At 69.9% G+C, this 22,456-nt stretch carries 21 protein-coding genes; 5 read left to right on the top strand and 16 right to left on the bottom strand.

The annotated features are described in order from the left end of the window. Positions 1-8 precede the first annotated feature (8 nt). Positions 9-815: a YflT domain-containing protein gene (locus FK267_RS12435; RefSeq protein ID WP_141407384.1), complete on the bottom strand. Its 807-nt coding sequence runs from the start codon at positions 813-815 to the stop codon at positions 9-11. A gap of 80 nt (positions 816-895) precedes the next feature. On the opposite strand from FK267_RS12435, the gene FK267_RS12430 reads away from it, so the two are divergent. The 3 genes from FK267_RS12430 to FK267_RS12420 all read left to right on the top strand — a co-directional run bounded on the left by FK267_RS12430 (position 896) and on the right by FK267_RS12420 (position 3,965). Then, positions 896-2,188 (top strand): magnesium transporter MgtE N-terminal domain-containing protein, encoded by a 1,293-nt coding sequence (locus tag FK267_RS12430; RefSeq protein WP_075377748.1) that lies wholly within the window; start codon positions 896-898, stop codon positions 2,186-2,188. Next, a complete protein-coding gene (locus FK267_RS12425) occupies positions 2,181-2,753 on the top strand; it encodes a DUF1003 domain-containing protein (protein WP_141407383.1) in 573 nt (190 codons plus the stop codon). The genes FK267_RS12430 and FK267_RS12425 overlap by 8 nt, the downstream gene beginning before the upstream one ends. Positions 2,754-2,822: 69 nt before the next feature. Then, complete coding sequence (locus FK267_RS12420) at positions 2,823-3,965, top strand: Mrp/NBP35 family ATP-binding protein (protein ID WP_075375215.1); 1,143 nt, start codon at positions 2,823-2,825, stop codon at positions 3,963-3,965. Between the two features lie 93 nt (positions 3,966-4,058). Here FK267_RS12420 and FK267_RS12415 read toward each other — a convergent pair whose 3' ends face one another. Next, positions 4,059-5,003 (bottom strand): twin-arginine translocase TatA/TatE family subunit, encoded by a 945-nt coding sequence (locus FK267_RS12415; RefSeq protein ID WP_141407382.1) that lies wholly within the window; start codon positions 5,001-5,003, stop codon positions 4,059-4,061. A 159-nt stretch (positions 5,004-5,162) separates the two neighbouring features. Here FK267_RS12415 and FK267_RS12410 point away from each other — a divergent pair, with 159 nt between their 5' ends. Then, positions 5,163-5,798, top strand: a complete 636-nt coding sequence (locus FK267_RS12410; RefSeq protein ID WP_009406302.1) for an O-methyltransferase — start codon at positions 5,163-5,165, stop codon at positions 5,796-5,798. Positions 5,799-5,946: 148 nt separating this feature from the next. Here the strand turns inward: FK267_RS12410 and FK267_RS12405 are convergent, their stop codons facing one another. Continuing rightward, on the bottom strand, positions 5,947-6,114 hold the full coding sequence (locus tag FK267_RS12405) for a DUF3117 domain-containing protein (RefSeq protein WP_009396029.1): 168 nt from the start codon (positions 6,112-6,114) through the stop codon (positions 5,947-5,949). Positions 6,115-6,219: 105 nt separating this feature from the next. Then, positions 6,220-6,975, bottom strand: coding sequence for an LOG family protein (locus FK267_RS12400; protein WP_070511805.1), 756 nt, complete (start codon positions 6,973-6,975; stop codon positions 6,220-6,222). A gap of 300 nt (positions 6,976-7,275) precedes the next feature. Between FK267_RS12400 and FK267_RS12395 the strand changes: the two genes are divergently transcribed. Beyond that, positions 7,276-9,015 (top strand): phospho-sugar mutase, encoded by a 1,740-nt coding sequence (locus FK267_RS12395; RefSeq protein ID WP_075375217.1) that lies wholly within the window; start codon positions 7,276-7,278, stop codon positions 9,013-9,015. 67 nt (positions 9,016-9,082) lie between these two features. On the opposite strand, the gene FK267_RS12390 is transcribed toward FK267_RS12395, so the two are convergent. From FK267_RS12390 to FK267_RS12330, 12 genes are all read right to left on the bottom strand, one after another. After that, positions 9,083-9,973, bottom strand: a complete 891-nt coding sequence (locus FK267_RS12390; protein WP_141407381.1) for a metal ABC transporter permease — start codon at positions 9,971-9,973, stop codon at positions 9,083-9,085. Continuing rightward, positions 9,970-10,989, bottom strand: a complete 1,020-nt coding sequence (locus FK267_RS12385; RefSeq protein ID WP_141407380.1) for a metal ABC transporter permease — start codon at positions 10,987-10,989, stop codon at positions 9,970-9,972. The genes FK267_RS12390 and FK267_RS12385 overlap by 4 nt, the downstream gene beginning before the upstream one ends. Then, positions 10,986-11,804: a metal ABC transporter ATP-binding protein gene (locus FK267_RS12380; RefSeq protein WP_141407379.1), complete on the bottom strand. Its 819-nt coding sequence runs from the start codon at positions 11,802-11,804 to the stop codon at positions 10,986-10,988. Before FK267_RS12380 ends, FK267_RS12385 begins: the two co-directional genes overlap by 4 nt. Positions 11,805-11,812: 8 nt before the next feature. Next, the gene (locus FK267_RS12375) at positions 11,813-13,015 is read right to left on the bottom strand and encodes a metal ABC transporter substrate-binding protein (protein WP_141407378.1); all 1,203 of its coding nucleotides are present in this window, start codon (positions 13,013-13,015) and stop codon (positions 11,813-11,815) included. 146 nt (positions 13,016-13,161) lie between these two features. After that, positions 13,162-13,815, bottom strand: coding sequence for a deoxyribose-phosphate aldolase (gene deoC / locus FK267_RS12370; RefSeq protein ID WP_075377758.1), 654 nt, complete (start codon positions 13,813-13,815; stop codon positions 13,162-13,164). Positions 13,816-14,170: 355 nt separating this feature from the next. Next, positions 14,171-14,974, bottom strand: coding sequence for a hypothetical protein (locus tag FK267_RS12360; RefSeq protein WP_141407376.1), 804 nt, complete (start codon positions 14,972-14,974; stop codon positions 14,171-14,173). Beyond that, the gene (locus tag FK267_RS12355; RefSeq protein WP_141407375.1) at positions 14,971-16,329 is read right to left on the bottom strand and encodes a thymidine phosphorylase; all 1,359 of its coding nucleotides are present in this window, start codon (positions 16,327-16,329) and stop codon (positions 14,971-14,973) included. Before FK267_RS12355 ends, FK267_RS12360 begins: the two co-directional genes overlap by 4 nt. Positions 16,330-16,353: 24 nt before the next feature. Then, complete coding sequence (locus tag FK267_RS12350) at positions 16,354-16,788, bottom strand: cytidine deaminase (RefSeq protein ID WP_003789641.1); 435 nt, start codon at positions 16,786-16,788, stop codon at positions 16,354-16,356. Next, positions 16,785-18,077, bottom strand: coding sequence for an ABC transporter permease (locus FK267_RS12345; RefSeq protein WP_141407374.1), 1,293 nt, complete (start codon positions 18,075-18,077; stop codon positions 16,785-16,787). The genes FK267_RS12350 and FK267_RS12345 overlap by 4 nt, the downstream gene beginning before the upstream one ends. Positions 18,078-18,080: 3 nt before the next feature. After that, a complete protein-coding gene (locus tag FK267_RS12340; protein ID WP_141407373.1) occupies positions 18,081-19,400 on the bottom strand; it encodes an ABC transporter permease in 1,320 nt (439 codons plus the stop codon). After that, entirely contained in the window at positions 19,397-20,926 is a 1,530-nt protein-coding gene (locus tag FK267_RS12335; RefSeq protein WP_141407372.1) for an ABC transporter ATP-binding protein, read from the bottom strand. The genes FK267_RS12340 and FK267_RS12335 overlap by 4 nt, the downstream gene beginning before the upstream one ends. Positions 20,927-20,983: 57 nt before the next feature. Beyond that, entirely contained in the window at positions 20,984-22,084 is a 1,101-nt protein-coding gene (locus FK267_RS12330) for a BMP family lipoprotein (RefSeq protein WP_141407371.1), read from the bottom strand. Between the last annotated feature and the right edge of the window lie 372 nt (positions 22,085-22,456).

Genomic DNA, 22,456 nt, shown 5'->3' with positions numbered 1-22,456 from the left:
AGTGCCGCTCAGCCCTTGTCACCGGAGCCGGTCTCATCGCCGGACTCCTGCGACGACGCCGGGGCCCCCGGCTCCTTGCGACCCTCCGATCGCGAGGGACGCAGGAAGGGGTCGTAGTCCTCGGCAACGGCCGGGGCGCCGGAGGCGGAGCCGGCCGAGGCGGTGGGGGTCCGCTCAGGAGCGTCACTGCCGGGCTGCGGCAGGCGCACCCCGAAGCGGGGCTGCTCGTCGGGGCGCGAGCCGAAGGCGGTGGGCCCGGGGGCCTCCTGTCGCGCACGACGCCGCTCCTGGGAGCGCCGCAGCGCGCCCGCCCCACGCGCGAGGTTGCCCGGGACGTCGGCCAGAGCCTGGCTGGCCTCGTGAATCTCCCGGGCGGCGAGGATCGAGTAGCGCGAGGCCACGACCTGACTGATGGAGGTGAAGTCGCGCCGCCCCCGGGTCAGGGCGTAGCTGAAGAGCTGGAAGATGATCCCCCACAGCACCCCCAGCAGGACACAGGCCCAGAAGTTGAGCCTGGGACCGCTGCTGGCGGCCACCGACATGATGATGCCGAAGAACACCCCGATCCACAGGCCGTTGAGAGCCCCCGACATCGCCGCCCTCCCCCAGCTCATACGCCCGGTGATGCGCTCGACCTGACGCAGGTCGGTTCCGATGATCGCCAGGTGCTGCACCGGGAAGCCCTGGTCCGACAGAGCGTCGACCGCCCTCTGCGCCTCGGGGTAGGTCGCGAAGGAGGCCACCTCCTCCCCCTGGGGCATGACACCACCACTGGACGAGGTCAGGGAGGACAACGGGCTCGGATTGGCACTCATGGGGGCTATCGTCGCACGCGCGGGCACGCGGTACGGACCCTTCGACAGGCAATCACGCCTCAGGCGCATAGGCTTGGCTTGTGGAGAACACCAGGACGCGCACGACCAGCAGGGTTTTTGTGGCCCGCCTCATCGGCACCTCCGTCTTCGATCCCTTGGGCGATGAGGTGGGCAAGGTCCATGACGTCGTCGTCCTGCTGCAGATGCGCGGAGAACCCAGGGCCGTCGGCTTCGTCATCGAGGTCTCCAGCCGGCGCCGCGTCTTTCTGCCCCTGTCGAGGATCACCGCCATCGAGCCCGGAGCCGTCATCACCACGGGCCTGATGAACATCCGCCGCTTCACCCAGCGCCACGTGGAGACCCTGGTCGTCGGCGAGCTGCTGGACCGGGTGGTCACCATGCGCGACGGCTCGGGCAACGTCACGGTGCGCGACGTGGCCATCGAGCGCGACCGCGGCATGGACTGGAAGGTGACCCGCCTGTTCGTCCAGCGGGCCTCCTCAGGCCCTCTGGGTCTGCGCCGCGGGGAGACCTTCACGGTGCGCCCCGACGAGGTCAGCGGCCTGGCCGCCAGCGCCGACCAGCAGGGCGCCACCGCACTACTGGCCACTCTGGAGGACCTCAAGCCCGCCGACCTGGCCGACGTCATGCGCGACCTGCCCCAGGACAGCCAGATGCGCGTGGCCGCAGAGCTGACCGATGAGCGCCTGGCCGACGTCCTGGAGGAGCTCGGCAACGAGGACGCCGTCGCCCTCCTGTCCCGCTTGGAGGCCGGGCGCGCCGCCCACGTCCTGGACGCCATGCAGCCCGACGACGCCGCCGACCTGGTCGCCGACCTCCCCCAGCTCAAGGCCGCCGAGCTGCTGGGCCTCATGGAGCCCGAGGAGGCCGAGGACGTGCGCCGCCTCATGGCCTACGACGAGTACACCGCCGGCGGCCTGATGACCACCGAGCCGATCATCCTGCCCCCCGAGTCGACGGTGGCGACCTTCCTGGCTCAGTCCCGCAAGGCCGAGGTCCCTCCCGCCCTGGCCGCCGTCGGCTTCGTGTGCCGCCCGCCCCTGGAGTCCCCCACCGGCAAGTTCGTGGGCATGATCCACTTCCAGCGGGCCCTGCGCGAGCGCCCTCAGCGCATGGTCGGCTCCATCGTGGACACCGACGTCGACTCCGTGCGCCCCGAGGACTCCATCGGTACCGTCACCCGCCTGCTGGCCACCTACAACCTGACGGCCCTGCCGGTCCTCGATGACGCCGGGCGCCTGCTGGGCGCCGTCAGTGTCGACGACGTCCTGGACCACCTCATGCCCGACGACTGGCGCGTGGCCGACGAGGCCGTCACCGACGAGACGATCGAGAGGGGCGCCAATGCCTGATCAGCTCGACCAGCCCTTGCCCGACAGCCGCCTGCGGTGGCTGCGCAGGACGCATCCGGCCCACGCCTCGCGCTCGGACGGCTTCGGCCGCTTCGCCGAGGCCACCGCCCGCTTCATGGGCTCGCCCAAGTTCGTGCTCTACATGTCGATCTTCGTCGCTGTGTGGATCGTGGCGAACCTCATCCTGGCCAAGATGCAGAAGGCCTGGGACGCCTACCCCTTCATCCTGCTCAACCTGGCCTTCTCCACCCAGGCCTCCTACTCGGCCCCCCTCATCATGCTGGCCCAGAACCGGCAGGACGACCGCGACCGCGTCACCGCCGAGCAGGACCGCCAGCGCGCCCAGCGCAACCTGGAGGACACCGAGTTCCTCACCCGGGAGATCGCCGCCCTGCGCCTGGCCATGAACGACGTCGCCACCCGCGACTTCGTGCGCAGCGAACTTCGCGACATGCTCAGCGAGATCCTCGCCGAGGAGCGCCTCACCCGTGAGGAGATCGCCGAGTTCCAGGACAGCGGCGATGACGAGCCCGACACCATCCCTGAGCAGCGCACCGCTCAGTGAGGGGCACCCGGCCCTCACGTGGGACTCGCCACCTGTCGTGGCGCTCGACGGCACCCCTAGGATGGGCCCATGACGCAACCGACTCATGACGCCGTCATGGAGGCGCTGGCCAGGGTCATCGACCCCGAGCTGCACCGCCCCATCACCGACCTGGGAATGGTCTCCTCCGTTGACATCGCCGAGGACGGCGTGGTCAGCGTCGAGGTGCTCCTGACCGTGGCCGGGTGCCCCTTGAAGGACACGATCACCGCCGACACCCGACGCGAGGTCAGCACCGTCGAGGGTGTCACCGAGGTGCAGGTGAGCCTGGGCGTCATGAACGATGAGCAGAAGGCCGAGCTGCGGCGCCGCCTGCGCGGTGGGGCCGCCGAACCGGTGGTTCCCTTCACCCAGCCGGGCAACCTCACCCGGGTCTACGCCGTCACCTCCGGCAAGGGAGGGGTCGGCAAGTCCTCGGTGACTGCGAACCTCGCCGCCGCCATGGCCGCCCAGGGCCTGAGCGTGGGCGTGGTGGATGCCGACATCTACGGCTTCTCCATCCCCCGCATGCTGGGGGTGGAGCGGGTGCCCACCCAGCTCGACGGCATGATCGTGCCGCCTGTGGCCCACGGGGTAAAGGTCATCTCCATCGGCATGTTCGTGGAGGACAAGCAACCGGTTGTGTGGCGCGGCCCCATGCTGCACCGCGCCGTCCAGCAGTTCCTGTCCGATGTGTTCTGGGGCGACCTGGACGTCCTGCTGCTGGACCTGCCGCCCGGCACCGGCGACGTGACGATCTCCGTGGCCCAGCTGCTCCCGAACGCCGAGATTCTCGTGGTCACCACCCCGCAGACGGCCGCCGCCGAGGTCGCCGAGCGCACCGGCCTCATCGCCACCCAGACGCACCAGAAGGTGGTGGGCGTCATCGAGAACATGTCCTACATGCCCCAGCCCGACGGCTCACGCCTGGAGATCTTCGGCTCCGGCGGGGGCGAGATCGTCAGCGCCTCCCTGAGCGAGACCCTCGGCTACGAGGTGCCGCTGCTGGCCCAGCTGCCACTGGACATCCGCCTGCGCGAGGGCTCCGACACCGGACTGCCGGCCACCGTGGCCCAGGACGGCAAGCCGGCCGCCGACGCCCCCGCAGCCCTGGAGCTGTCCGCTGTGGCCCAGCGCCTGACTCACCGCTCCCGCGGCCTGGCCGGCAAGAGCCTGGGGGTCACCCCGGCCTGATGCCGGCCCCGCCGGCTCTCTTACCGAGTCCGGCATTGGTCACATCGCCCGACGGCTCTTTCGCCCGGCTCGATGGGGCGAAGCTCGTACGGGTCAGAAGTCGACGGCGATGCGCGCAGCCTCGGCGCGGGTACGGGCGGCGGCGTTGGCGGCGCGCACGATGTCGCGCGGGGACAGAGGACGCACGCGGGTACGGGAGTCATCACCCGCCGCGGTGGCGTCCCCTGCATCCTCGCCGGAGGCAGCGGCCTGCGGCTCGACCAGGCTTGTCGGGACCTCGACCGGCTCCGGCTCGGCCGGACGCTCGGACTGCTCCGGCTGCTCAGTGCCCTCCGTGTCCTCGGCCTCCCCGGACTGCTCGGGCTCTGTCTTCTCCGGCTCAGTCTCTTCAGCCCCGTCGGCCGACTCGACCAACTCGACCGACTCGACTGACCCAGCCTCAGTCTCGGCCTCGGCGTCATCCTCGACGTCGTCCGCCTGCTGGAGCACTCCCCGCGGCGGAGCGGCAGCTGCCTGCTCAGCGCTCTGCGGGCTCTCAGCGTTCTCGACACCCTCAGTGCTCTCGGAGTTCTCGGAGCCCTCGGTGCTCCCGCTGCTCTCAGCCTTCTCGGCATCCTTCTCGGCCAGCCGCTCGTCGCGCTTGGCCTCGATCTGCTTGCTCAGCGACGTGGCCCGATCCTTCTTGACCACGTCGTTGACAGCCTGTGCGGCGTCGTCGGACATCTCCTTGGCGGCTGAGCCGACGGAGCGGAAGGGGTGGGCGAGATCCTCGCGGATGGCGTCGATGTCCTCCCCCAGGGCGTCGCGCACGATCTTGCGCGGGTCGTACTGGCGCGGATCGAGGCTGGACAGGTCCAGGTCGGCCATCTCGGGGCCGACCTCCTCAGCGATCTGGCTGCGCGCGTTGTCCAGGAACACCCGGAGCTGACGCACCATCTGCGTGAGCTTGCGGGTGTACTCGGGCAAGCGCTGCGGCCCCACCACGATCACCGCCACCAGGATGATGACGAGGAACTCAGATCCGTTGATGCCGAACACGCCGCTCAGTATAGGGAGTCCCACCGGTCCGAATCCGCCTCGGTTCGCCTACCGGCGGACTCACCCGGGCGAGCGCCCTTCCGCCTATCAGGCCGAACACCTGGAACAATGTGGCTTGAGGGGTGCGCCTGGCACCCCGCAGCAGAAGAAAGGCTCACAGTGAGTGCGGACAAGACGCTGAGCTGGTCCTACACGGAGGACTTCACCGCGGAGGACGAGGCCACCGCCCAGGCCCGCATACGCGGGCTCGAGCTCGGCATCACCCCGGTGTCCTCGGGGACCGGAGCCGCGCTGCGGATGCTGGCCGCCTCAGTGGGAGCCAAGTCCGTGGCCGAAGTCGGCACCGGCACCGGCGTCTCGGGCCTGTGGCTGCTGGGCGGCATGGGCACTGACGGGGTCCTCACCACGATCGATGTCGAGCCCGAGCTCCAGCGCGAGGCGCGTCGCGCCTTCGACGGGGCCGGCTATCCCTCCTCACGCACCCGCATCATCCAGGGGCGGGCCTCGGACGTCATGCCCCGGATGGCGGCCCGCTCCTACGACATGGTGGTGCTCGACGTCGCCCCGGAGGAGGCGATCCTCCTGGCCTCCAACGCCCTGCGAATGCTGCGCCCCGGCGGGGTCCTGGCCGTCACTCGGGCCCTGTGGAACGACCACGTGGCCGACCCGGCCCGCCGTGACGTCACCACCGTGGCAGCCCGCGAGCTCGGCAAGGCGCTGCGGGCCTCCCGCGCGCTGCTGACCACGCTGCTGCCCGTCGGAGACGGCCTGCTCGTCTCCGTGCGCCAGACCTGACTGTTCACCGCCCAACCGGCCGGAACGACGAAGAGGGCCGGACCCGCATTGGGTCCGGCCCTCTCTCGCGAGGCTGGATGACTCGGCCACCGGCTCCTCGACGCCGAGGTCCCAGTGGTACCCGGCTGCCCCCGGGCGCCAGGATCGGTCAGATCTTGGCGTTGGCCAGGGCCTCTCCGAGTGCCTTGACCTCATCGGCCGTGATCTCGAGGACGAGTCGACCACCACCCTCAAGCGGAACCCGCATGATGATAGCGCGGCCTTCCTTGACGACTTCGAGGGGGCCGTCTCCGGTCCGGGGCTTCATGGCAGCCATGTGCTCACCTTTCGTCAGTGCTGCGCGGGCACATCGCCGCGCGACCTGTCATATTCTACGACATTCAAGGTGCAAGGTTCGAGGACGGGCCCGCCATGACGCGATTCACGCCCCCGCCCGGCCGTCGCGCAGCCTGCGGGCCGCACTGACCACGTAGTCCACGGCCGCCTCAGCGTCATCGACGACGTGCAGCAGGTCGGGGTCGCTCGCAGCGATCATGCCGCGCTCGATCATCGAGGTGCGCAGCCACTCCAGCAGCCCACCCCAGTAGCCGCTGTCCACCAGGACGATGGGGAAGGAGGAGATCTTCTGAGTCTGGACCAGGGTGAGTGCCTCGAAGAGCTCGTCGAGGGTCCCCATTCCGCCGGGCATGACGACGAATCCGTCGGAGTACTTGACGAACATGGTCTTGCGGGCGAAGAAGTAGCGGAAGTTGACCCCGAGGTCGACGTACTCGTTCATGCCCTGCTCGTGGGGCAGCTCGATACCCAGCCCCACTGAGGTGCCGCCGGCCTCGTGGCAGCCGCGGTTGGCGGCCTCCATCATGCCCGGGCCGCCTCCGGTGATGACGGCGTAACCGGCGCGTGCCAGCCCCGCCCCCACCTCCATGGCCACCCGGTAGGTGGGATCCTCGGGCTTGGTGCGGGCTGACCCGAAGACGCTGATGGCCGGCCCCAGCTCCGCCAGGGCCCCGAAGCCCTCGACGAACTCCGCCTGGATGCGCATGACCCGCCACGGGTCGGCGTGGAGCCAGTCGGCGTCGGCGTCACTGCTCAGCAATCGCGCGTCGGTGGTCTGGGTGGGGATCTGGGTGCCGCGCAGCACCACTGGTCCCTTGCGGTAGGACTGACGTGAACTCATGCGGTCATGATCCCCTAATCCCGCCGAGACGGCGACGTATTCAGTGCGCAGAAGAAGAGGGGACGTGAGGGACAAAAGTCCCAGAAATTCATCCCCGCCACCCACACCTTTCTCACCAGCATCTCATCTCTCAGAACTCTCAAAACAAACCCGAATTATACCGCCAATTTAATTCAAGACATCTTATCTTCAGGGGCTCTCCGTCACCCTGGTGACTGAATTCTCCTTGTGTTTGGAAACACCAGTGAGGAGCGTCATTGTGAGCGTTTCCAGAAGTTATCGCGCGGTACCGTCGCAGATATGACCCGAGGCCCTGAAGATGTGTACGACGACGTTGCCGTGGACGCGTGGATCCAGGACGATCCGGACCCCGTCACCCGCGCCGAACTCACTGAGCTGCTGAGCGCCGCGCGTTCTCATGGCGAGCAGGCCCAGGCGGCTCGCAGGGCACTCAGCGACGCCTTCAGCGGCACCCTCGCCTTCGGCACGGCCGGCCTGCGAGGTCGTCTGGGCGGGGGCCCCAACCGGATGAACCGGGTCGTCGTCATCCGCGCCGCGGCGGGGTTGTCCGCTTACCTCAAGGACCGTCTCGGTGAGGGCTTCAGCGTCGTCATCGGCTACGACGCCCGCCACAACTCCGAGCAGTTCGCCCTCGATACGGCCGCGGTCGTCACCGGCGCGGGCGGTCGGGCCATTCTCTTCGAGTCGCACTGCCCGACCCCGGTACTCGCCTTCGCGCTGCGGCGCCTGGAGGCCGACGCCGGCGTCATGGTGACGGCCTCGCACAACCCTCCCCAGGACAACGGCTACAAGGTCTACCTGGGCGGGCGGGCCGTGACCGACTCAGGTCAGGGGGCCCAGATCGTTCCCCCCTATGACAGCCAGATCGCTGCGGCGATCGACGCCGTCGGCCCGGTCAGTTCCGTGCCCCGCCCGCAGTCGGGCTGGGAGACGGTCGACCCGGAGATCCGGGAGGAGTACATCGAGCGGGCCGCTCAGGCGGCTCGGATGACGGCCCCCGCCCCGGTGAAGATCGTGTTGACGGCGATGCACGGCGTGGGTGGGGCCACCTGCCGTGAGGTGCTCGCGCGAGCCGGGTTCACCGACGTCGTCGAGGTGGCTGAGCAGTTCGAGCCGGATCCGGACTTCCCGACGGTCGCCTTCCCCAACCCGGAGGAGCCCGGGGCGCTCGACCTGGCGCTGGACAAGGCCCGTCAGGTCGATGCGGACCTGGTGATCGCCAACGATCCCGATGCGGATCGTTGCTCGGCGGCGATCCCGGACGAGAACGCTCCCGGCGGCTGGCGTCAGCTGACGGGCGATGAGGTCGGCGCGCTCCTGGGTGAGCAGGCCGCCGAGCTGGCCGCTTTCGCCGGCAACGGGGTCCTGGCCTGTTCCGTGGTCTCCTCCCGCCTGCTGCGCCGGATCGCCCAGTCCCACGGCTTGGGCTTCCGCCGCACCCTGACGGGTTTCAAGTGGATCAGCCGTGAGCCGGGCCTGGTCTTCGGCTACGAGGAGGCCCTGGGCTACTGCGTCGATCCTGCCGCGGTGCGGGACAAGGACGGCATCTCCGCCTCCGTGCGGTTGGCGGTGCTGACCTCCGTGCTCAAGCAGCAGGGCCGGACCCTGCAGGATCTGCTCGACCGGCTCGCGCGGGAGCACGGGCTGCACGCCACGAGCCCGTTGAGCATGCGAGTCGAGGATCTTGACATCATCACCAGCACCATGGAGCGTCTGCGTTCGGGCGGGGCACCGGCCAAGCTCGCCGGTTCCCCGATCACCAAGACGGTGGATCTGCTCGACGGCATCTCGGACGGCAACGGCGGCACCCTTCCCCCCACGAACGGCCTGGTGTGGGTGACGGCCTCGGATGACCGGGTGGTCGTGCGACCCTCAGGGACCGAGCCCAAGCTCAAGTGCTACTGCGAGGTGATTCTGCCGACGAATGACACTCCGGTGGCCCAGGTTCGGGAGGCGGCCGCTGAGCGCCTGGAGGCCATCAAGGCCGACCTGCGCGGCATTCTGGGGATCGCTGCCTGAGGAAACCCCACCCACTACAGGCCTGGCTCCGGCGTCGCCGGGGCACCCGCGCAGGATCGGCGCGGGCTCAGCCCCGGCGTAGCAGCGGCACTCGCACCCAGGCTCCGCGCGTCGCGGCCCAGTGGAGCAGGGCTGAGACCAGGTAGACCACTCCACAGGCCACGGCGATGACTCCGCCTGCGGACAGGCTCAGCTGCACTGCGATCAACAGCCCGGCCAGGGACGTCGCCGCACCGAGAATCGGGGCGCCGATCAGCAGCCGGCTCATGGTGCGCGTCCACGGCGCCAGCGCGGCCGCGGGCGCGGCGATGAGCGCGATGGGCAGAATCGTGCCGACGGCGGGAACGAGCATCACGATGGTCAGGGTAATCATGACCATGACGGTCCCCTCGGCCCAGGCGGGCTTCAGACCGCTGGCGCAGTATCCCAGCGGGTCGAAGCTGTAGAAGGTGAGGAACCGCCCGATCACCGCGAGCAGGAGGACCGTCAGCGCCAGGACGGCGCCGACGGCAATGACATCGACGCGATTGACGTTGAGCACGGAACCGGCCAGGAAGGAGTCCACCTTGATCGGCAGCGGGGCGAACCACTTGTTGAGGAAGTAGCCCAGGGCGAATCCGAAGGTGAGGACAACGCCGGCGGCCGACTGGGAGGAGATCCCGGGAACCTGGGACAGTCGCCGCATGAGCCAGATCATCGGCAGGCACATGAAGGCGGCTCCCACCAGCACCAGCGCGGACAGGAGGGTGAAGTCGGCGCGCTGGCCAAGGACCGCCCGCGAGAACCAGGCGGCGGTGACCACACCGACGATCGCTCCGGGGAAGGTCGCGTGAGTGAGTGACTCGGTGAAGAAGATCCGGCGATGAACCAGCGCGAGCGCCCCCACGAGCCCGGCCAGGAGCCCCATGAGAACGACCTCGATGATGGGCAGCAGGAGGATGTCGAACCCGATTCTCATACCCGGCTCCTCTTGGCCATCGGGGTCACGCCTCTCCCCGAGCCCTCCGTCGTCGAGGTCGTCGCCACCGTTGCGGGCTGCGCCGAGCGAGCCCGGTGGCGGATCCTGTGAAGCCGTTCGCGCGCGGTGGCCAGGCAGACGGCGAGCAGGAGGATCCCGGTCATCACCAGGGCCACGGTGGCCTGCGGTGAGATCGGCTTGTCGGAGGTCCCGGGTAGGGCCATGAGCAGCATGCCCAGGTATCCCCCACCCACACCCACGGCGATGGCGACCAGGACCATGGTGCGTACCCGGGAGGCAAGAACGCGCGCCGTCGCACCGGGGATGACGAGATAGCCGATGACCAGGAGGATCCCCACCGCCGTCGAGGCGGAGACGACCGCGGCCGCGATGGCGGTGTTGAGGACCAGGTCGAGCGCGAGCAGCCTCAGCCCGGAGGCGCGGGCGCCGGTGCGGTCGAAGGCGTAGGCCACCTGCTCCTTCCAGGTCGCCACAATGAGCAGCAGTGCGACGGCGCACACGATGAGCGCCTGGGCGAGGCGCTCATCAGTGACCTCCAGGAGTCGGCCGAACATGAGGGCCTCGAGCTGGCCGGACATGTCGCCCTTGGCCAGGGACAGGATGAGCCCGACGGAGAAGAAGCTGGTGAGGACGACGGCGGTGCCGGCCTCGGAGGCCTCCCCCCGATGCGAACGGTGCGAGACGATGGTCAGCACCACGGCCGCGGCGACGGCGACAACGGAGGCCGCCGGAATGATCGCGTCGATCCCCCAGTAGACGGCGCCGGCGACGATCCCGGGGAAGACGGCATGGACCATGGCCTCGGCACTGAACTCGGCGCTGCGCAGGTTGACGATGACACCGATGACGCCGGCGACGACGCCCAGAAGCACCACCATCACCAGGGGGCGGAAGAGGAAGGGGGCCTCGGCTAGGCCGGTGAGCCCGGGGACGTTGAGGACCGCCAGGCGCAGCTGCTCGAGGGCCTGGCTGAAGAGCGTCATCGCCTCACTCATGACGGCTCCTGCGTGCCCGCGCCGAAACGGAGCCCCAGCAGCCGGGTGGTGCCGTGGCCGCCGTAGGCCTCGTCGATGTAGCGGGCCACGAGCACGTCGTCGCGAGGGCCGAAGGCGATCTGCCGTCCGGCCAGGAGGGCCGCCTGCTCGCAAGTCTCCTGGGCCAGGACGAGGTCGTGGGTGGAGATGACCAGGGAGATGCCCTGGTCCTTGAGGGAGGTGATGATGGACAGCAGGGCCTCGCGGTTGGGCTGGTCCAGGCCGTTGAAGGGCTCATCGAGGAGGATGAGGCGGGGCCGGGCGGCCACGCAGCGCGCCACGAGGACGCGCTGCTGCTGGCCGCCGGACAGGGTGCCGAAGCGCCGTTCGGCGCGGTCGGCCAGCCCCACGCTCTCGAGGGCCTCCAGCGCCCGACGACGGGCCTCGGCACCGGGGCGCCGCAGGATGCCGAGCTGGGAGTACATGCCCATCTGGACCACCTCCCGCACGGTGACGGGGAAGGTGGGGTCGAGGTCGCTGAGCTGAGGAACGTATCCGACGGACCCCTGTGGCGCTCTGCCCGGTGCCGCCCCGTTGACACGCACCCGGCCCCTGCTGACGGTCACCATGCCGAGCAGCGCCCGCATGAGTGTCGTCTTGCCCGAGCCGTTGGGACCCACGAGGGCGAGGGCCTGCCCGGCCGGGACCCGACCAGTGACACCGGTGAGCACGGTGGAGGATCCGTAGGAGAAGGAGGCGTCCTCCAGGGTGACGACCGGTTCGGAAGTGGTGGTCGGGGAGGTCATTGCGGGAGCGCGATCACGGGGGTCTGTCATACGGTTCCTCACTTGACGTCAGAGGCCTTCGGGGTCCACTGGGCGAGGTCGGCGGGAATCTCGGTGACCGTGCCGCCCCAGGCCTTGGTGAGGTTGGAGACGTTGTGAAGGATGGAGCCGATGTAGGTCTCGCCGTCGGATCCTGGGGTCCCCAGGGAGTCGCCATAGAGGGCCTCGTCACCGATGACCGCCTTGACTCCGGCGACCTCGGCGACCTTCTGGATGGACTTGGGGTTGTTGGAGTTCTCAGCGAAGATGGCCACGGCCCCGGAGGACTTGACCTTGTCCGCGGTCTGCTGGATCTTGTCGGCGGTGGCGTCCTGCTGGGCGTTGAAGTCGGACAGGGCGGCCCCCTCGAACTTCACGCCGAACTCCTTGCTGAAGTAGCCGAAGGCGTCGTGGCTGGTGAACAGGACCCGCTTGTCCTGGGGTACCGAGTTGAGGGAGCCGGCGGCCCATTCGTCGAGCTTCTTGAGCTTGGCGACGTAGGCGTCCACGTGGCTGCGGAAGACGCCGGCCTGGTCGGGGGCGGCCTTCTCCAGGGCGGCACCGATGTTGGTGACCTGGACGATCGCGTTCTTCGGTGAGGTCCACACGTGCGGGTCGAAGCGGAACTCGGGCTCGCTCTCGCCCTCCTCCGGTGGGAAGGGCCACTTGGCGACCTCGACCTTGGCGCTGCCCCGGTCGACCTTGTAGGGCTTGGCCTCTTCCTTCTTCTTCTGGGCGGCCAGGTCGTCGACGTCGGCGGCCCCGGCGACCCCGGAGGTGACCACCATGGTGCCCTTGAAGCCGGTGGAGTCGACGGCGGAGTCCAGGAAGTGCTCCAGGTCGACGCCGGAGATGAAGAAGAGATCCGCCTCGGACAGGGCCTTGGACTGGGCCGTCGTCATGTCGTGCTCATGCGCTGAGGCGTTGGGGGCCAGCAGGCAGGTGAGCTTGAGGTGGGACTTGGCCTTGGCGGCGTCGGCTCCGAAGTGCTGGGTCTTGCCGTCCGCTCCGGTACGGTCGAAGGAGAGGTCACTGGAGGCGTCTCCGGTGGCGAGCTGGGTGATGTAGTCGCAGATCTGCGTCGTGGAGGCGACCGCCTTGACCGTCCCCGAGGCGTCGGCCGAGGTCGAGCTGTGACCACAGGCAGCCAGGGCGGGAGCGGACAGAGCGAGGCAGGCAAGCGCCACGACGCTGCGGCGACTTATACTGGGCATGGTTCTCATAGAGCCGAGTATAGTTTCGGAGACCCGAAACTTGGCAAGTTGAGGCGATCCTTCCTGCTGCATACCGAAGGGGACGACGACGGGCCCGGCTGCAGTGCCGGGCCCGTCCGTGAGGTGCGGTGACGTGCGACGACGCACGGTTCCCTTCAGTCCTCCAGCCCCTCCAGGACGGCGGCGCTGGCGGACAGGCCCAGGCGGCTGGCACCGGCCTCGACCATGGCCAGAGCGTCGGCGGCGGTGCGGATGCCGCCAGAGGCCTTGACGCCGAGACGCTCTCCCACCGTGGCGCGCATGAGGGCGACGGCGTGGGTGGAGGCGCCGCCGGCGGGGTGGAAGCCGGTGGAGGTCTTGACGAAGTCGGCCCCGGCGGCCTCGGCAGCGCGGCAGGTGGAGACGATCTCCTCATCGGTGAGGGCGGCGGACTCAATGATGACCTTGAGGAGGGCGCCCCGGCAGGCCTCGCGCACGCCGCGGATGTCGGCCTCGACGGCGTCGGCGTCACCCTCCTTGACGAGGCGGAGATTGACGACCATGTCGATCTCCTCGGCGCCCTTGGCCAGGGCGTCGGCGGCCTCGGCGGCCTTGACGGAGGTGGCGTGGGCGCCGGAGGGGAAGCCGCAGACGGTGGCCACGTGCAGGTCGTCGGGTACCTCCAGCGGCAGGAGGCTCGGGGAGACGCACACGCTGTAGGTGTTCAGGTCCGCGGCCTCGGCGATGAGCGCGTCGACCTGGGCGGTGGTGGCCTCGGGCTTGAGGAGGGTATGGTCGATGAGGCGGGCGATCCGGGCGCGCGTGGTCATGGGGGTCCTTCCTGGTGGGCAGTCACGACATCATGTCCCGACCCGTTTCATCCAGGCAACGTCGACGCGGCCCGACGGAGGACGCGAAGCGCCCACGCCTGCAGGGCGAGAGGGATGAGGAGAACTGCCGGGAGCCATAATCCGCGCAGGCCGTACAGGCCAATACTGAAGGGAACGGACAGGATCGTCACTGCCCCAAGGACTCCGACAGCAAGGATCATGATCGCCAGGGCTCGCTGAGTGTCTCGGGAATCCACATCATGGCCAGCAGTCGTCATCAGGCACCACCCTCACCGGAACGTAGATCGGTGTGTCTGGTTCTCAACCTCTCGGGCTATAAGAATACTCGCCATGGTTAGTTCTCGGGCGCGATGACGGCGAGGATGCGGGGCCAGTTGCCGAGCTCGCGAGGGCCGGGGCGGTGCGGATCGCGCGAGGCGATCAGATCGAGGGGGCGCACGGCGCCGCTGGAGGGCTCGTAGATGTGCGCGCTTCCCTCACCGGGGTCCTCCTGCCCGATGGTCCGCCAGGGCAGGGCCAGGACGTAGTGGCGGGGCACGGCCGGGGTGCGTGCCAGGGACGTGCGCAGCCTCGCCCTCGCCGTGGGCTCACCCTCGACGTCGGTGTCGAGGACGAGCGGGCCGCCGGTGACCAGGATGACCGGGAGTCCGCCTGCCAGCGCCTCACGGATCGAGGCGACCTCACTGCCCCAGGCGGGCCCGTGGTCGCTCACCCACCTCACCGTGTAACGACGGCGCCCGCCACCCGGGGTGCAGGCGCTCGCGATCTCGGTCATCTGCCGAGCCATGGACCAGGGCGTGGAACCGAGCGCCTTCGGCCAGGGCAGGCCCCCGAGGCCACGGACATTCATGGCCCGCTGGATCCGCACCTGCTGGCGGGACAGGACGGAGACCAACTGTTTGCCCTCCCGGCCGGATGGCGAGGCGGTCATCTCCTGGGCGAGGTCGTCCGTCACCGCTGCGCGCTCGCCGGACGCCAGGAGCAGGCGAGCGGCCAGGAGGCAGGTGGGCCCGCAGGTGGTGCCGTCGGTCTGGGTCAGGGTGATGGCCTGGCCCGCCTGGGTGAGGCGGCCCACCCGCAGCCGGGAGTTGACGGCGCGGGCAACGATGATCGGCTCCACCGGCCGGGGCGTGGTCATCCGACGCGCTCCAGGATGACGCCATGCTCCCGGCGGGCTACGGCGTCGGCCGCTTCCGGCGATCCGGCCTCGGAGATGACGATGCCGCCGGCGAGCGCCTCCCGGGCGCGGGTGAAGCGCTCGGGGGTGGCGGTGTGCAGGGTGAGCAGTGGTTGACCGGCGCGCACCTCGTCGCCCGGTTTGGCGTGCATGGTGACGCCGGCGACGGCCTGGACCGGGTCCTCCTTGCGGGCCCGCCCGGCCCCGAGGCGCCAGGCGGCCACCCCGACCGCGAGGGCGTCCAAGGTGGTCAGGACCCCGTCGGCCGGGGTGGTAACGGTCTCGGTCTCCGGGGCGAGAGGCAGGGGCGCGTCCGGGTCACCTCCCTGGCGGGAGATCATGTCGCGCCAGATGTCCATGGCGCGTCCGTCGGCCAGGGCGGCGCGGGCCTGGTCCTCCTCGACGGGTCTGCCGGCGGCGGCGCACATCTCCAGGGCCAGGGCCACGGTGAGGTCGACAATGTCGGCCGGTCCCCCGCCGGCGAGCACCTCGAGGGACTCGGCGACCTCGAGGGCGTTGCCTGCGGTGCGCCCGAGCGGGGTGGACATGTCGGTGAGCAGGGCGCGGGTGGTCATGCCGGCGTCGGTGCCCAGGGCCACCATGGTGGAGGCGAGCTCGCGGGCCTGGCCCAACTCCTTCATGAAGGCGCCGGAGCCGACCTTGACGTCCAGGACGAGGGCGCCGGTCCCCTCGGCGATCTTCTTGGACATGATCGAGGATGCGATGAGGGGGACGCAGGAGACGGTGGCGGTGGTGTCGCGCAGGGCGTAGAGGCGCTTGTCGGCGGGGGCCAGTCCCGCCCCGGCGGCGCAGATGACGGCGCCGGGGCCGTCGGCGCCGAGCATCGCCGCGATCTCCTCGCCCGTGAGCTCGGCCCGCCAGCCGGGGATGGACTCCAGCTTGTCCAGGGTCCCGCCGGTGTGCCCGAGCCCGCGTCCGGACAGCTGGGGGACGCTCACTCCGAAGACGGCCACGAGCGGCGCCAGCGGCAGGGTGATCTTGTCCCCCACTCCCCCGGTGGAGTGCTTGTCCGCTGTGGGGCGGGTCAGGCCGGAGAAGTCCATGCGCTCCCCGGAGGCGATCATGGCGTCGGTCCAGCGGGCGATCTCGGCCCGGCTCATGCCGCGCAGGTAGATGGCCATGGCCAGGGCACTCATCTGCTCCTCGGCGACGGCGCCGCGGGTGTAGGCGTCCACGACCCAGTCGATCTGGGCGTCGGTCAGGGTGGCGCCGTCGCGCTTGGCGGCGATGACGTCGACGGCGTCGAAGGGCTCGACGGAGGGCGTGGCGGGGACGGTCACGGGGTTCTCCTTCATCTGTGGCTGCTGGTCAGCCGGCCCTCAGCTCTGCGGGCCGACGACGCGTTCGACGTCGTCGGCGCAGAAACGGTCGGGCAGGACCTCGTCGATGCTCATCATCCCCGAGGGCATGGCCAGCACCATACCGTCGGCGGCGTGTTCGCTCAGGAGCTGGCGGCAGCGCCCGCATGGAGCCAGGGCCCGGCCGTGGGCGTCCACGCAGGCGAAGGCGACCAGGCGCCCTCCTCCGGTGCGGGTGAGCTCGGAGACGAGGCCGCACTCGGCGCACAGGGTGACGCCGTAGCCGGCGTTCTCCACGTTGCATCCCGAGACGAGTCGGCCGTCGTCGACCAGGGCGGCGGCACCGACCTTGAAGCGGGAGTAGGGGGCGTAGGCGTGGGTCATGGCCTCCACGGCGAGCTCGTGGAGGGCCCGCCAGTGGGCGTCGGTCAGTTCGGTGGGCACGATGCTGCTCACGGGTAGGGCACCCCCTCGGCGGCCGGCGCACGCACCTTGCCCACGAATCCGGCCACCGCCAGGATCGTGACGATGTAGGGGATCATGGAGATGATGTCCGGTGAGACCGAGCTGCCGATGACCGGCAGGGTCTGGGCCACGGAGGTGGCGAAGCCGAAGAGCAGGGCAGCCCCCAGTGAGCCCAGGGGCCGCCAGGCGCCCAGGATCATGGCGGCCAGGGCGATGTAGCCGTTGCCGGCGGTCATGTCGTTCTCGAAGGACAGGCCCGAGCCGACGGTGAAGAAGGCCCCTCCCAGTCCCGCGAGCGCCCCGGCCAGGGCCAGGTTGGCCACGCGGGTGCGCATGACGTTGATGCCGACGGTGTCGGCGGCCTTGGGGTGCTCACCGCAGGCCCGCAGCCTCAGCCCCCACCGGGAGCGGAAGAGCATGACGGACAGGACTGCCACGGCCGCGTACATGAGGTAGACGAGGATCGTCTGGCGGAAGAGGACCGGCCCGATGATCGGGATCCGGGACAGCAGCGGGACCGCCAGGGTGGGCAGGCGCAGGGCCCGGTTGAGGCTGGGGCTGGAGGACAGGAAGGTGGAGAACAGGAAGCCGGTGAGCCCGGAGACCAGGACGTTGAGGACGACGCCGACGACGATCTGGTTGACCCGGTAGCGCAGGCCGAACAGGGCCAGCAGGAGGGCCACGAGGACTCCGGCCACGGGGGCGGCCAGGATCCCCACCCAGGGGTTGGAGCAGGCCGAGGCGACGACGGCCCCCAGGAAGGCCCCGCCCAGGAGCTGGCCCTCGATGGCGATGTTGATGGTGCCCGAGCGCTCCCCGATGATCCCGGCCAGTGAGCCGTAGACGAGGGGGACGCTCAGTCCCAGCGCGGAGGACAGGATGGTCACCAGGGGGATGACGCCGCGGCTTCCGGCCCCTGCCCAGGCCAGGAAGGCCAGGACGAATCCGATGCCGATGAGGATGACGGCCCAGGTGGGGATCCTGCGGCGGCGCCGGGCCCGGTCGAAGGCGACGGCGGTGGCCGCCGCGACGATCCCGGCGGCGGTGAGGATGACCAGGCGCGCGTTGAGCTCGGGGGCACCGAGCCGGAAGAGGTCGGAGGAGGCGGTCAGGTCGAAGGTTGTCGAGCCGCGGGCCCCCAGAGCCATGAGCCCCTGCAGGAGGAGCACGACGACGCCAGTGATCGGGATCTTCAGATCCATGGGCGCCGCCGTCACGGGCGCGGAGGCATCCGGTGCGGTCGCGGCGTGAGAGTCGGCAGAAGCGGTTGATGCGCTCATGGCTCAGGCCTCCTTCGCGGCGGGAGCGGCCGGGGCTGCGGCCGGCACTGAGGCGGGGGACGGGGCGGTGCCGCCGAGGGGGTCGCGGCGCTCCGGGAGCCGGAAGATGGCCCGGATCAGGGGCGGCGCGGCGATGAACAGCACGATCGTGGACTGCAGGACCAGGACGATCTTGATGTGGGTGCCCGGGGCGGCCTGCATGGCGGTGCCCCCGGCGCGCAGCGCCCCGAAGAGCAGGCCGGCCAGCACGGTCCCCAGGGGGCGGGAGCGGCCCAGGAGCGCCACCGTGATGGCGTCGAAGCCGATGGTGCCCACGACGGACTCGTCCATGCTCTTCTGGGTGCCCAGGACCGGCGCGGTGGCGGCCAGCCCGCACAGGGCGCCGGAGATCATCATGACCAGGCTCGTCACCCAGGGCACGCTCATGCCTGCGGTGCGGGCGGCGTCGGCGTTGAGGCCGGTGGCCCGCAGCTGGAAGCCGAGGCGGGAGCGCTCCATGAGCCACCACACGGCCACGGCGACCAGCAGGGCCAGGAGGAAACCGGCGTGGAGGCGGAAGGAGTCGCCGGCCAGTGAGGGGTACTGGGCGGCATCCGCCACGGTCAGGGACTTGCGGTTGCCGGTCTCTCCCTCCCCGTTGAAGGCCTTGAGGCTGAGCACCTGGGAGAGCAGGTGGGCGGCGATGGAGTTGAGCATGATCGTCACGATCACCTCGTTGGCGCCGGTGCGGGCCTTGAGGACGCCGGCGATGCCGCCCCACACCAGTCCTCCCAGGGCGGCCCCGACGACGGCCAGCAGCAGGTGGGCCACCGGGGGCAGGTTCCAGGCGATGCCCACGTAGCAGGCAGTGATCGCACCGAGGATCATCTGCCCCTGGCCGCCGATGTTGAACAGGCCGGCTCGGAAGGCCACTGCCATGCCGAGCCCGGCGATGATGAGCGGGGTGGCGTTGGTCAGGGTGTCGGTGATGGGGCGGATCATGCGCACGCCCGTCGTGGCGCGCCAGTCGAAGACGGCACCGCGCAGCAGGGAGCTGTAGGCCTCGCTCAGGGTGGAGGCCGTGGCGTGGAGGAAGTCGCCGGGACGGTTGAGCAGGTAGGTGGCGGTGTAGCGCACCTCGGAGTCGGCCGCGAGGATGAGGATCGAGCTGAGGATCAGGGCGGTCAGGACCGCGAGCAGCCCGACGACGGCCGGTGAGGAGGCGACCTGCCGCAACAGGGCGCCCTGGCCGCTCGGGCCGTGCTTGGTCTGCTCCTCGGCGTGGTCCTCGGACGGGGGCGTCGGGCTCGCTTCGGTGCTGGAGCCGGTGGTGGGGGTGCTCATCGTGTCTGCTCCTGAGGGTCGAGGGCCTGCTCGGCGGGGGTGCCGGCCATCATGAGGCCCAGGGCGTCGCGGGCGGTGTCGGCCGGGACGGTGCCGACGATCCGTCCGCGGTACATGACGGCGATCCGATCGGCCAGGGCGTAGATCTCGTCGAGCTCGGAGGAGATGATGAGGACGGCGGTGCCGGTGTCGCGCTCGGCGACGATGCGCCGGTGGACGAACTCGATGGAGCCCACGTCCAGGCCGCGGGTGGGCTGGGAGGCGACGAGGACCTTGAGGGGCCGGGAGAGCTCGCGGGCGAGGATGGCCTTCTGCTGGTTGCCTCCCGAGAGGGTGGAGATGGCGTCGCCGACGTCGGTGACGCGCACGTCGAACTCCTCGCGCATCCGGTGGGCGGCGTGGCGCACGCGCGTCGGGGACAGTGACGGGCCCCGCCCCAGGGAGGGGTCGTCGTAGCGGTCCAGGACCATGTTCTCGGCGACGGAGAGCTCGGCGACCATGCCGTCGGTGGTGCGGTCCTCGGGCACGAAGCCCAGTCCGGCTCGCAGGCGGCGGCGCACCGTGTGGCGGGTGACGTCCTGGCCGTCAAAGGCGATGGAGCCGGTGGTGGGCGTCCGTAGCCCGAGGATGACCTCGCTCAGCTCGGTCTGGCCGTTGCCCTGGACCCCGGCGATGGCGAGGATCTCGCCGGCGCGCACGTGCAGGTCGATGTCCTCAAGGAGGGTGGTGCCGTCCTCGATGAGGCTGATGCCCTCCAGAGTGAGTCCATCGTCCCCGGGGTCGGCCGGGGGCTTGTCGACGGTCAAGGAGACGTCGTGGCCGACCATGAGGCCGGCGAGCTCGGCGGCCGAGGCGGTGGGCTCGGCGGTGCCCACGACGCGGCCGCGGCGGATGACGGTGATGGTGTCGGCGACCTCGCGGATCTCGCGCAGCTTGTGGGTGATGAAGACGATGGAGGTGCCCGAGGCCTTGAGCTCGCGCATGATGGTGATGAGCTCGTCGGTCTCCTGCGGGGTGAGCACGGCGGAGGGCTCGTCGAGGATGAGGACCTTGGCGTCTCTGGCCAGGGCCTTGATGATCTCCACGCGCTGCTGGACGCCCACGGGCAGGTCCTCGATGAGGGCGTGGGGGTCGACGTCGAAGCCGAAGCGGCGGGAGATCTCGGTGACCTTGGCGGCGGCGGCGCCGGTGTTGAGGAGCCCCAGTGACCCGACCGGCTCGTAGCCCAGGGCGACGGACTCGGCCACGGTGAAGACGGGCACGAGCATGAAGTGCTGGTGGACCATGCCGATGCCTGCGGCCACGGCGTCGCCCGGCCCGGAGAAGGTGACGGGCTGGTCGTCGATGAGGATCTCTCCGGCGTCGGGCTGGTGGAGGCCGTAGAGGACGTTCATGAGCGTGGACTTGCCCGCGCCGTTCTCGCCCAGGAGGGCGTGGATCTGGCCGGGTTCGACGGTTACGTCGATATGGTCGTTGGCCACGAGCGGCCCGAAGGCCTTCGTGATCCCGCGCAGCTCAAGCTTCACAACAGGCTCGCTTCCGGGTGGCGGTGGAGGCTCGGGGCGCCGGCCCCGGCCGGGCGGTCAGGAGGGGTCGTAGGGGGTGGAGACGTCGAGGGACCCGTCGATGATCTGGCCTCGCAGCTCCTCGAGCCTGGCCTTGACCGGCGCCGGCACCCGGGAGTCGAAGTCGTGGAAGGGTGCGGCGGCCACCCCGTTGTTCTTGAGGGTTCCGATGTAGGGCTCGGAGGAGAATCTCCCCTCGGAGGCGTTCTTGACGGTGTCGAAGACCGAGTTGCCGATCTCCTTGACCACGGAGGTCATGATGATGCTGCCGTCACCGGAGGAGGTGTAGCCGTCGGAGTCGACCCAGATGACGGCGTTGGTGCCCCCGGCGTCGTTCTTCTGGCGCACGGAGGACAGCGTGCCCTGGCCGACGGGGCCGGCCACCGGCATGATGATGTCCGCCCCCTGGGAGATGAACTGCTCGGTGATGGCCTGGCCCTTGGCGGCGTCGGTGAAGTTGCCGACGAAGGAGCCGCCCTTGCCGGTGGTGGTGTCCCAGCCCTTGACCTGGACCTGGGCGCCGGTGTCCTGGTTGTAGCGGGCCACGCCCTTGGCGAAGCCGTCCATGAAGATCTGGACGGTGGGCAGGGGCTTGCCGCCGTAGGTGCCCACGACCCCGGTGCGGGAGGTGCCGGCGGCGGCGTACCCGGCCAGGTAGGCGGCCTCGGCCGTCTTGAACAGCAGCGGCTTGGTGTTGGGCAGGGTGGCGGGCTTGCCGTCGGCGCCGATGAAGGAGGCGTCGATGAGGGCGAACTGGATGTCGGGGTTGGCCTTGGCCGACTCGGTCAGGTCGGCGGCGATGTTGAAGCCGACGCCGATGACGAGCTTGCAGTTCTGCTGGATGAGCGCGTAGATGTTGGTGGCGTAGTCGGCCGAGTTCTCCGACTGCACGGCAATGGTCTTGACTCCCAGTTCCTTGCCGGCCCGGTCCAGGCCCTTCTTGCCGGACTCGTTGAAGGAGTGGTCGTCGAATCCGCCCTCGTCGGAGAGCATGCAGGCGGTGAAGTTCTTGGCTCCCTCCAGGTTGCGGGAGGGCCGCTGGGCCGGTGGCGTCCCGCAGGCGGCCAGCGCCAGGGCCACGGCCGCGCCAAGCGTCATCGCGGAGCAGGCCTTCTTCATGGAAACCTCCGTGGTTCTCGCGTGCGACGGGGGACACATTCGAGTGTCAAGGATAGGCGAGAACCTCTCATTGTCACACCATCCGTTCCACCGGGATGGCCTCGTGATCGTCGTGGTTTCGATGAGGGGCCCGACGCCGGAGGACTGTCTTCTTCCGGCGTCGGGCCCTCAAAGGGCCGGCTGACCGACCCCGATTGCCGCTGCGTGCCCTACCGACAGGGGCGGCGAGGCTGCTCGCGGCAGATCGGGTGGCGTCCGGCGTCGTCTGGTCGCAATGCACGAGGCCCGGGTGCTACTGGAGGAAGGATGGGGGTACTCCAGGTAGGGAGGGCCTTCGTGCAGTACGCACAAGCCTTGGCCAGTACATCCCGA

Source organism: Actinomyces oris (genome assembly GCF_006546825.1).
GTDB classification, from domain to species: domain Bacteria; phylum Actinomycetota; class Actinomycetes; order Actinomycetales; family Actinomycetaceae; genus Actinomyces; species Actinomyces oris.
The sequence above is the reverse complement of the archived record's forward strand: the minus strand, read 5'-3'. Positions and strand labels throughout refer to the sequence as shown.

Coding starts and splice junctions, on each gene's coding strand:
- FK267_RS12360 (WP_141407376.1), bottom strand. CDS start 14,974: ATGACCACGCCCCGGCCGGTGGAGCCGATCATCGTTGCCCGCGCCGTC.
- FK267_RS12420 (WP_075375215.1), top strand. CDS start 2,823: ATGACGCAACCGACTCATGACGCCGTCATGGAGGCGCTGGCCAGGGTC.
- FK267_RS12385 (WP_141407380.1), bottom strand. CDS start 10,989: ATGAGTGAGGCGATGACGCTCTTCAGCCAGGCCCTCGAGCAGCTGCGC.
- deoC (WP_075377758.1), bottom strand. CDS start 13,815: ATGACCACGCGCGCCCGGATCGCCCGCCTCATCGACCATACCCTCCTC.
- FK267_RS12395 (WP_075375217.1), top strand. CDS start 7,276: ATGACCCGAGGCCCTGAAGATGTGTACGACGACGTTGCCGTGGACGCG.
- FK267_RS12340 (WP_141407373.1), bottom strand. CDS start 19,400: ATGAGCACCCCCACCACCGGCTCCAGCACCGAAGCGAGCCCGACGCCC.
- FK267_RS12425 (WP_141407383.1), top strand. CDS start 2,181: ATGCCTGATCAGCTCGACCAGCCCTTGCCCGACAGCCGCCTGCGGTGG.
- FK267_RS12435 (WP_141407384.1), bottom strand. CDS start 815: ATGAGTGCCAATCCGAGCCCGTTGTCCTCCCTGACCTCGTCCAGTGGT.
- FK267_RS12390 (WP_141407381.1), bottom strand. CDS start 9,973: ATGAGAATCGGGTTCGACATCCTCCTGCTGCCCATCATCGAGGTCGTT.
- FK267_RS12405 (WP_009396029.1), bottom strand. CDS start 6,114: ATGGCTGCCATGAAGCCCCGGACCGGAGACGGCCCCCTCGAAGTCGTC.
- FK267_RS12345 (WP_141407374.1), bottom strand. CDS start 18,077: ATGAGCGCATCAACCGCTTCTGCCGACTCTCACGCCGCGACCGCACCG.
- FK267_RS12375 (WP_141407378.1), bottom strand. CDS start 13,015: ATGAGAACCATGCCCAGTATAAGTCGCCGCAGCGTCGTGGCGCTTGCC.
- FK267_RS12400 (WP_070511805.1), bottom strand. CDS start 6,975: ATGAGTTCACGTCAGTCCTACCGCAAGGGACCAGTGGTGCTGCGCGGC.
- FK267_RS12355 (WP_141407375.1), bottom strand. CDS start 16,329: ATGAAGGAGAACCCCGTGACCGTCCCCGCCACGCCCTCCGTCGAGCCC.
- FK267_RS12330 (WP_141407371.1), bottom strand. CDS start 22,084: ATGAAGAAGGCCTGCTCCGCGATGACGCTTGGCGCGGCCGTGGCCCTG.
- FK267_RS12380 (WP_141407379.1), bottom strand. CDS start 11,804: ATGACAGACCCCCGTGATCGCGCTCCCGCAATGACCTCCCCGACCACC.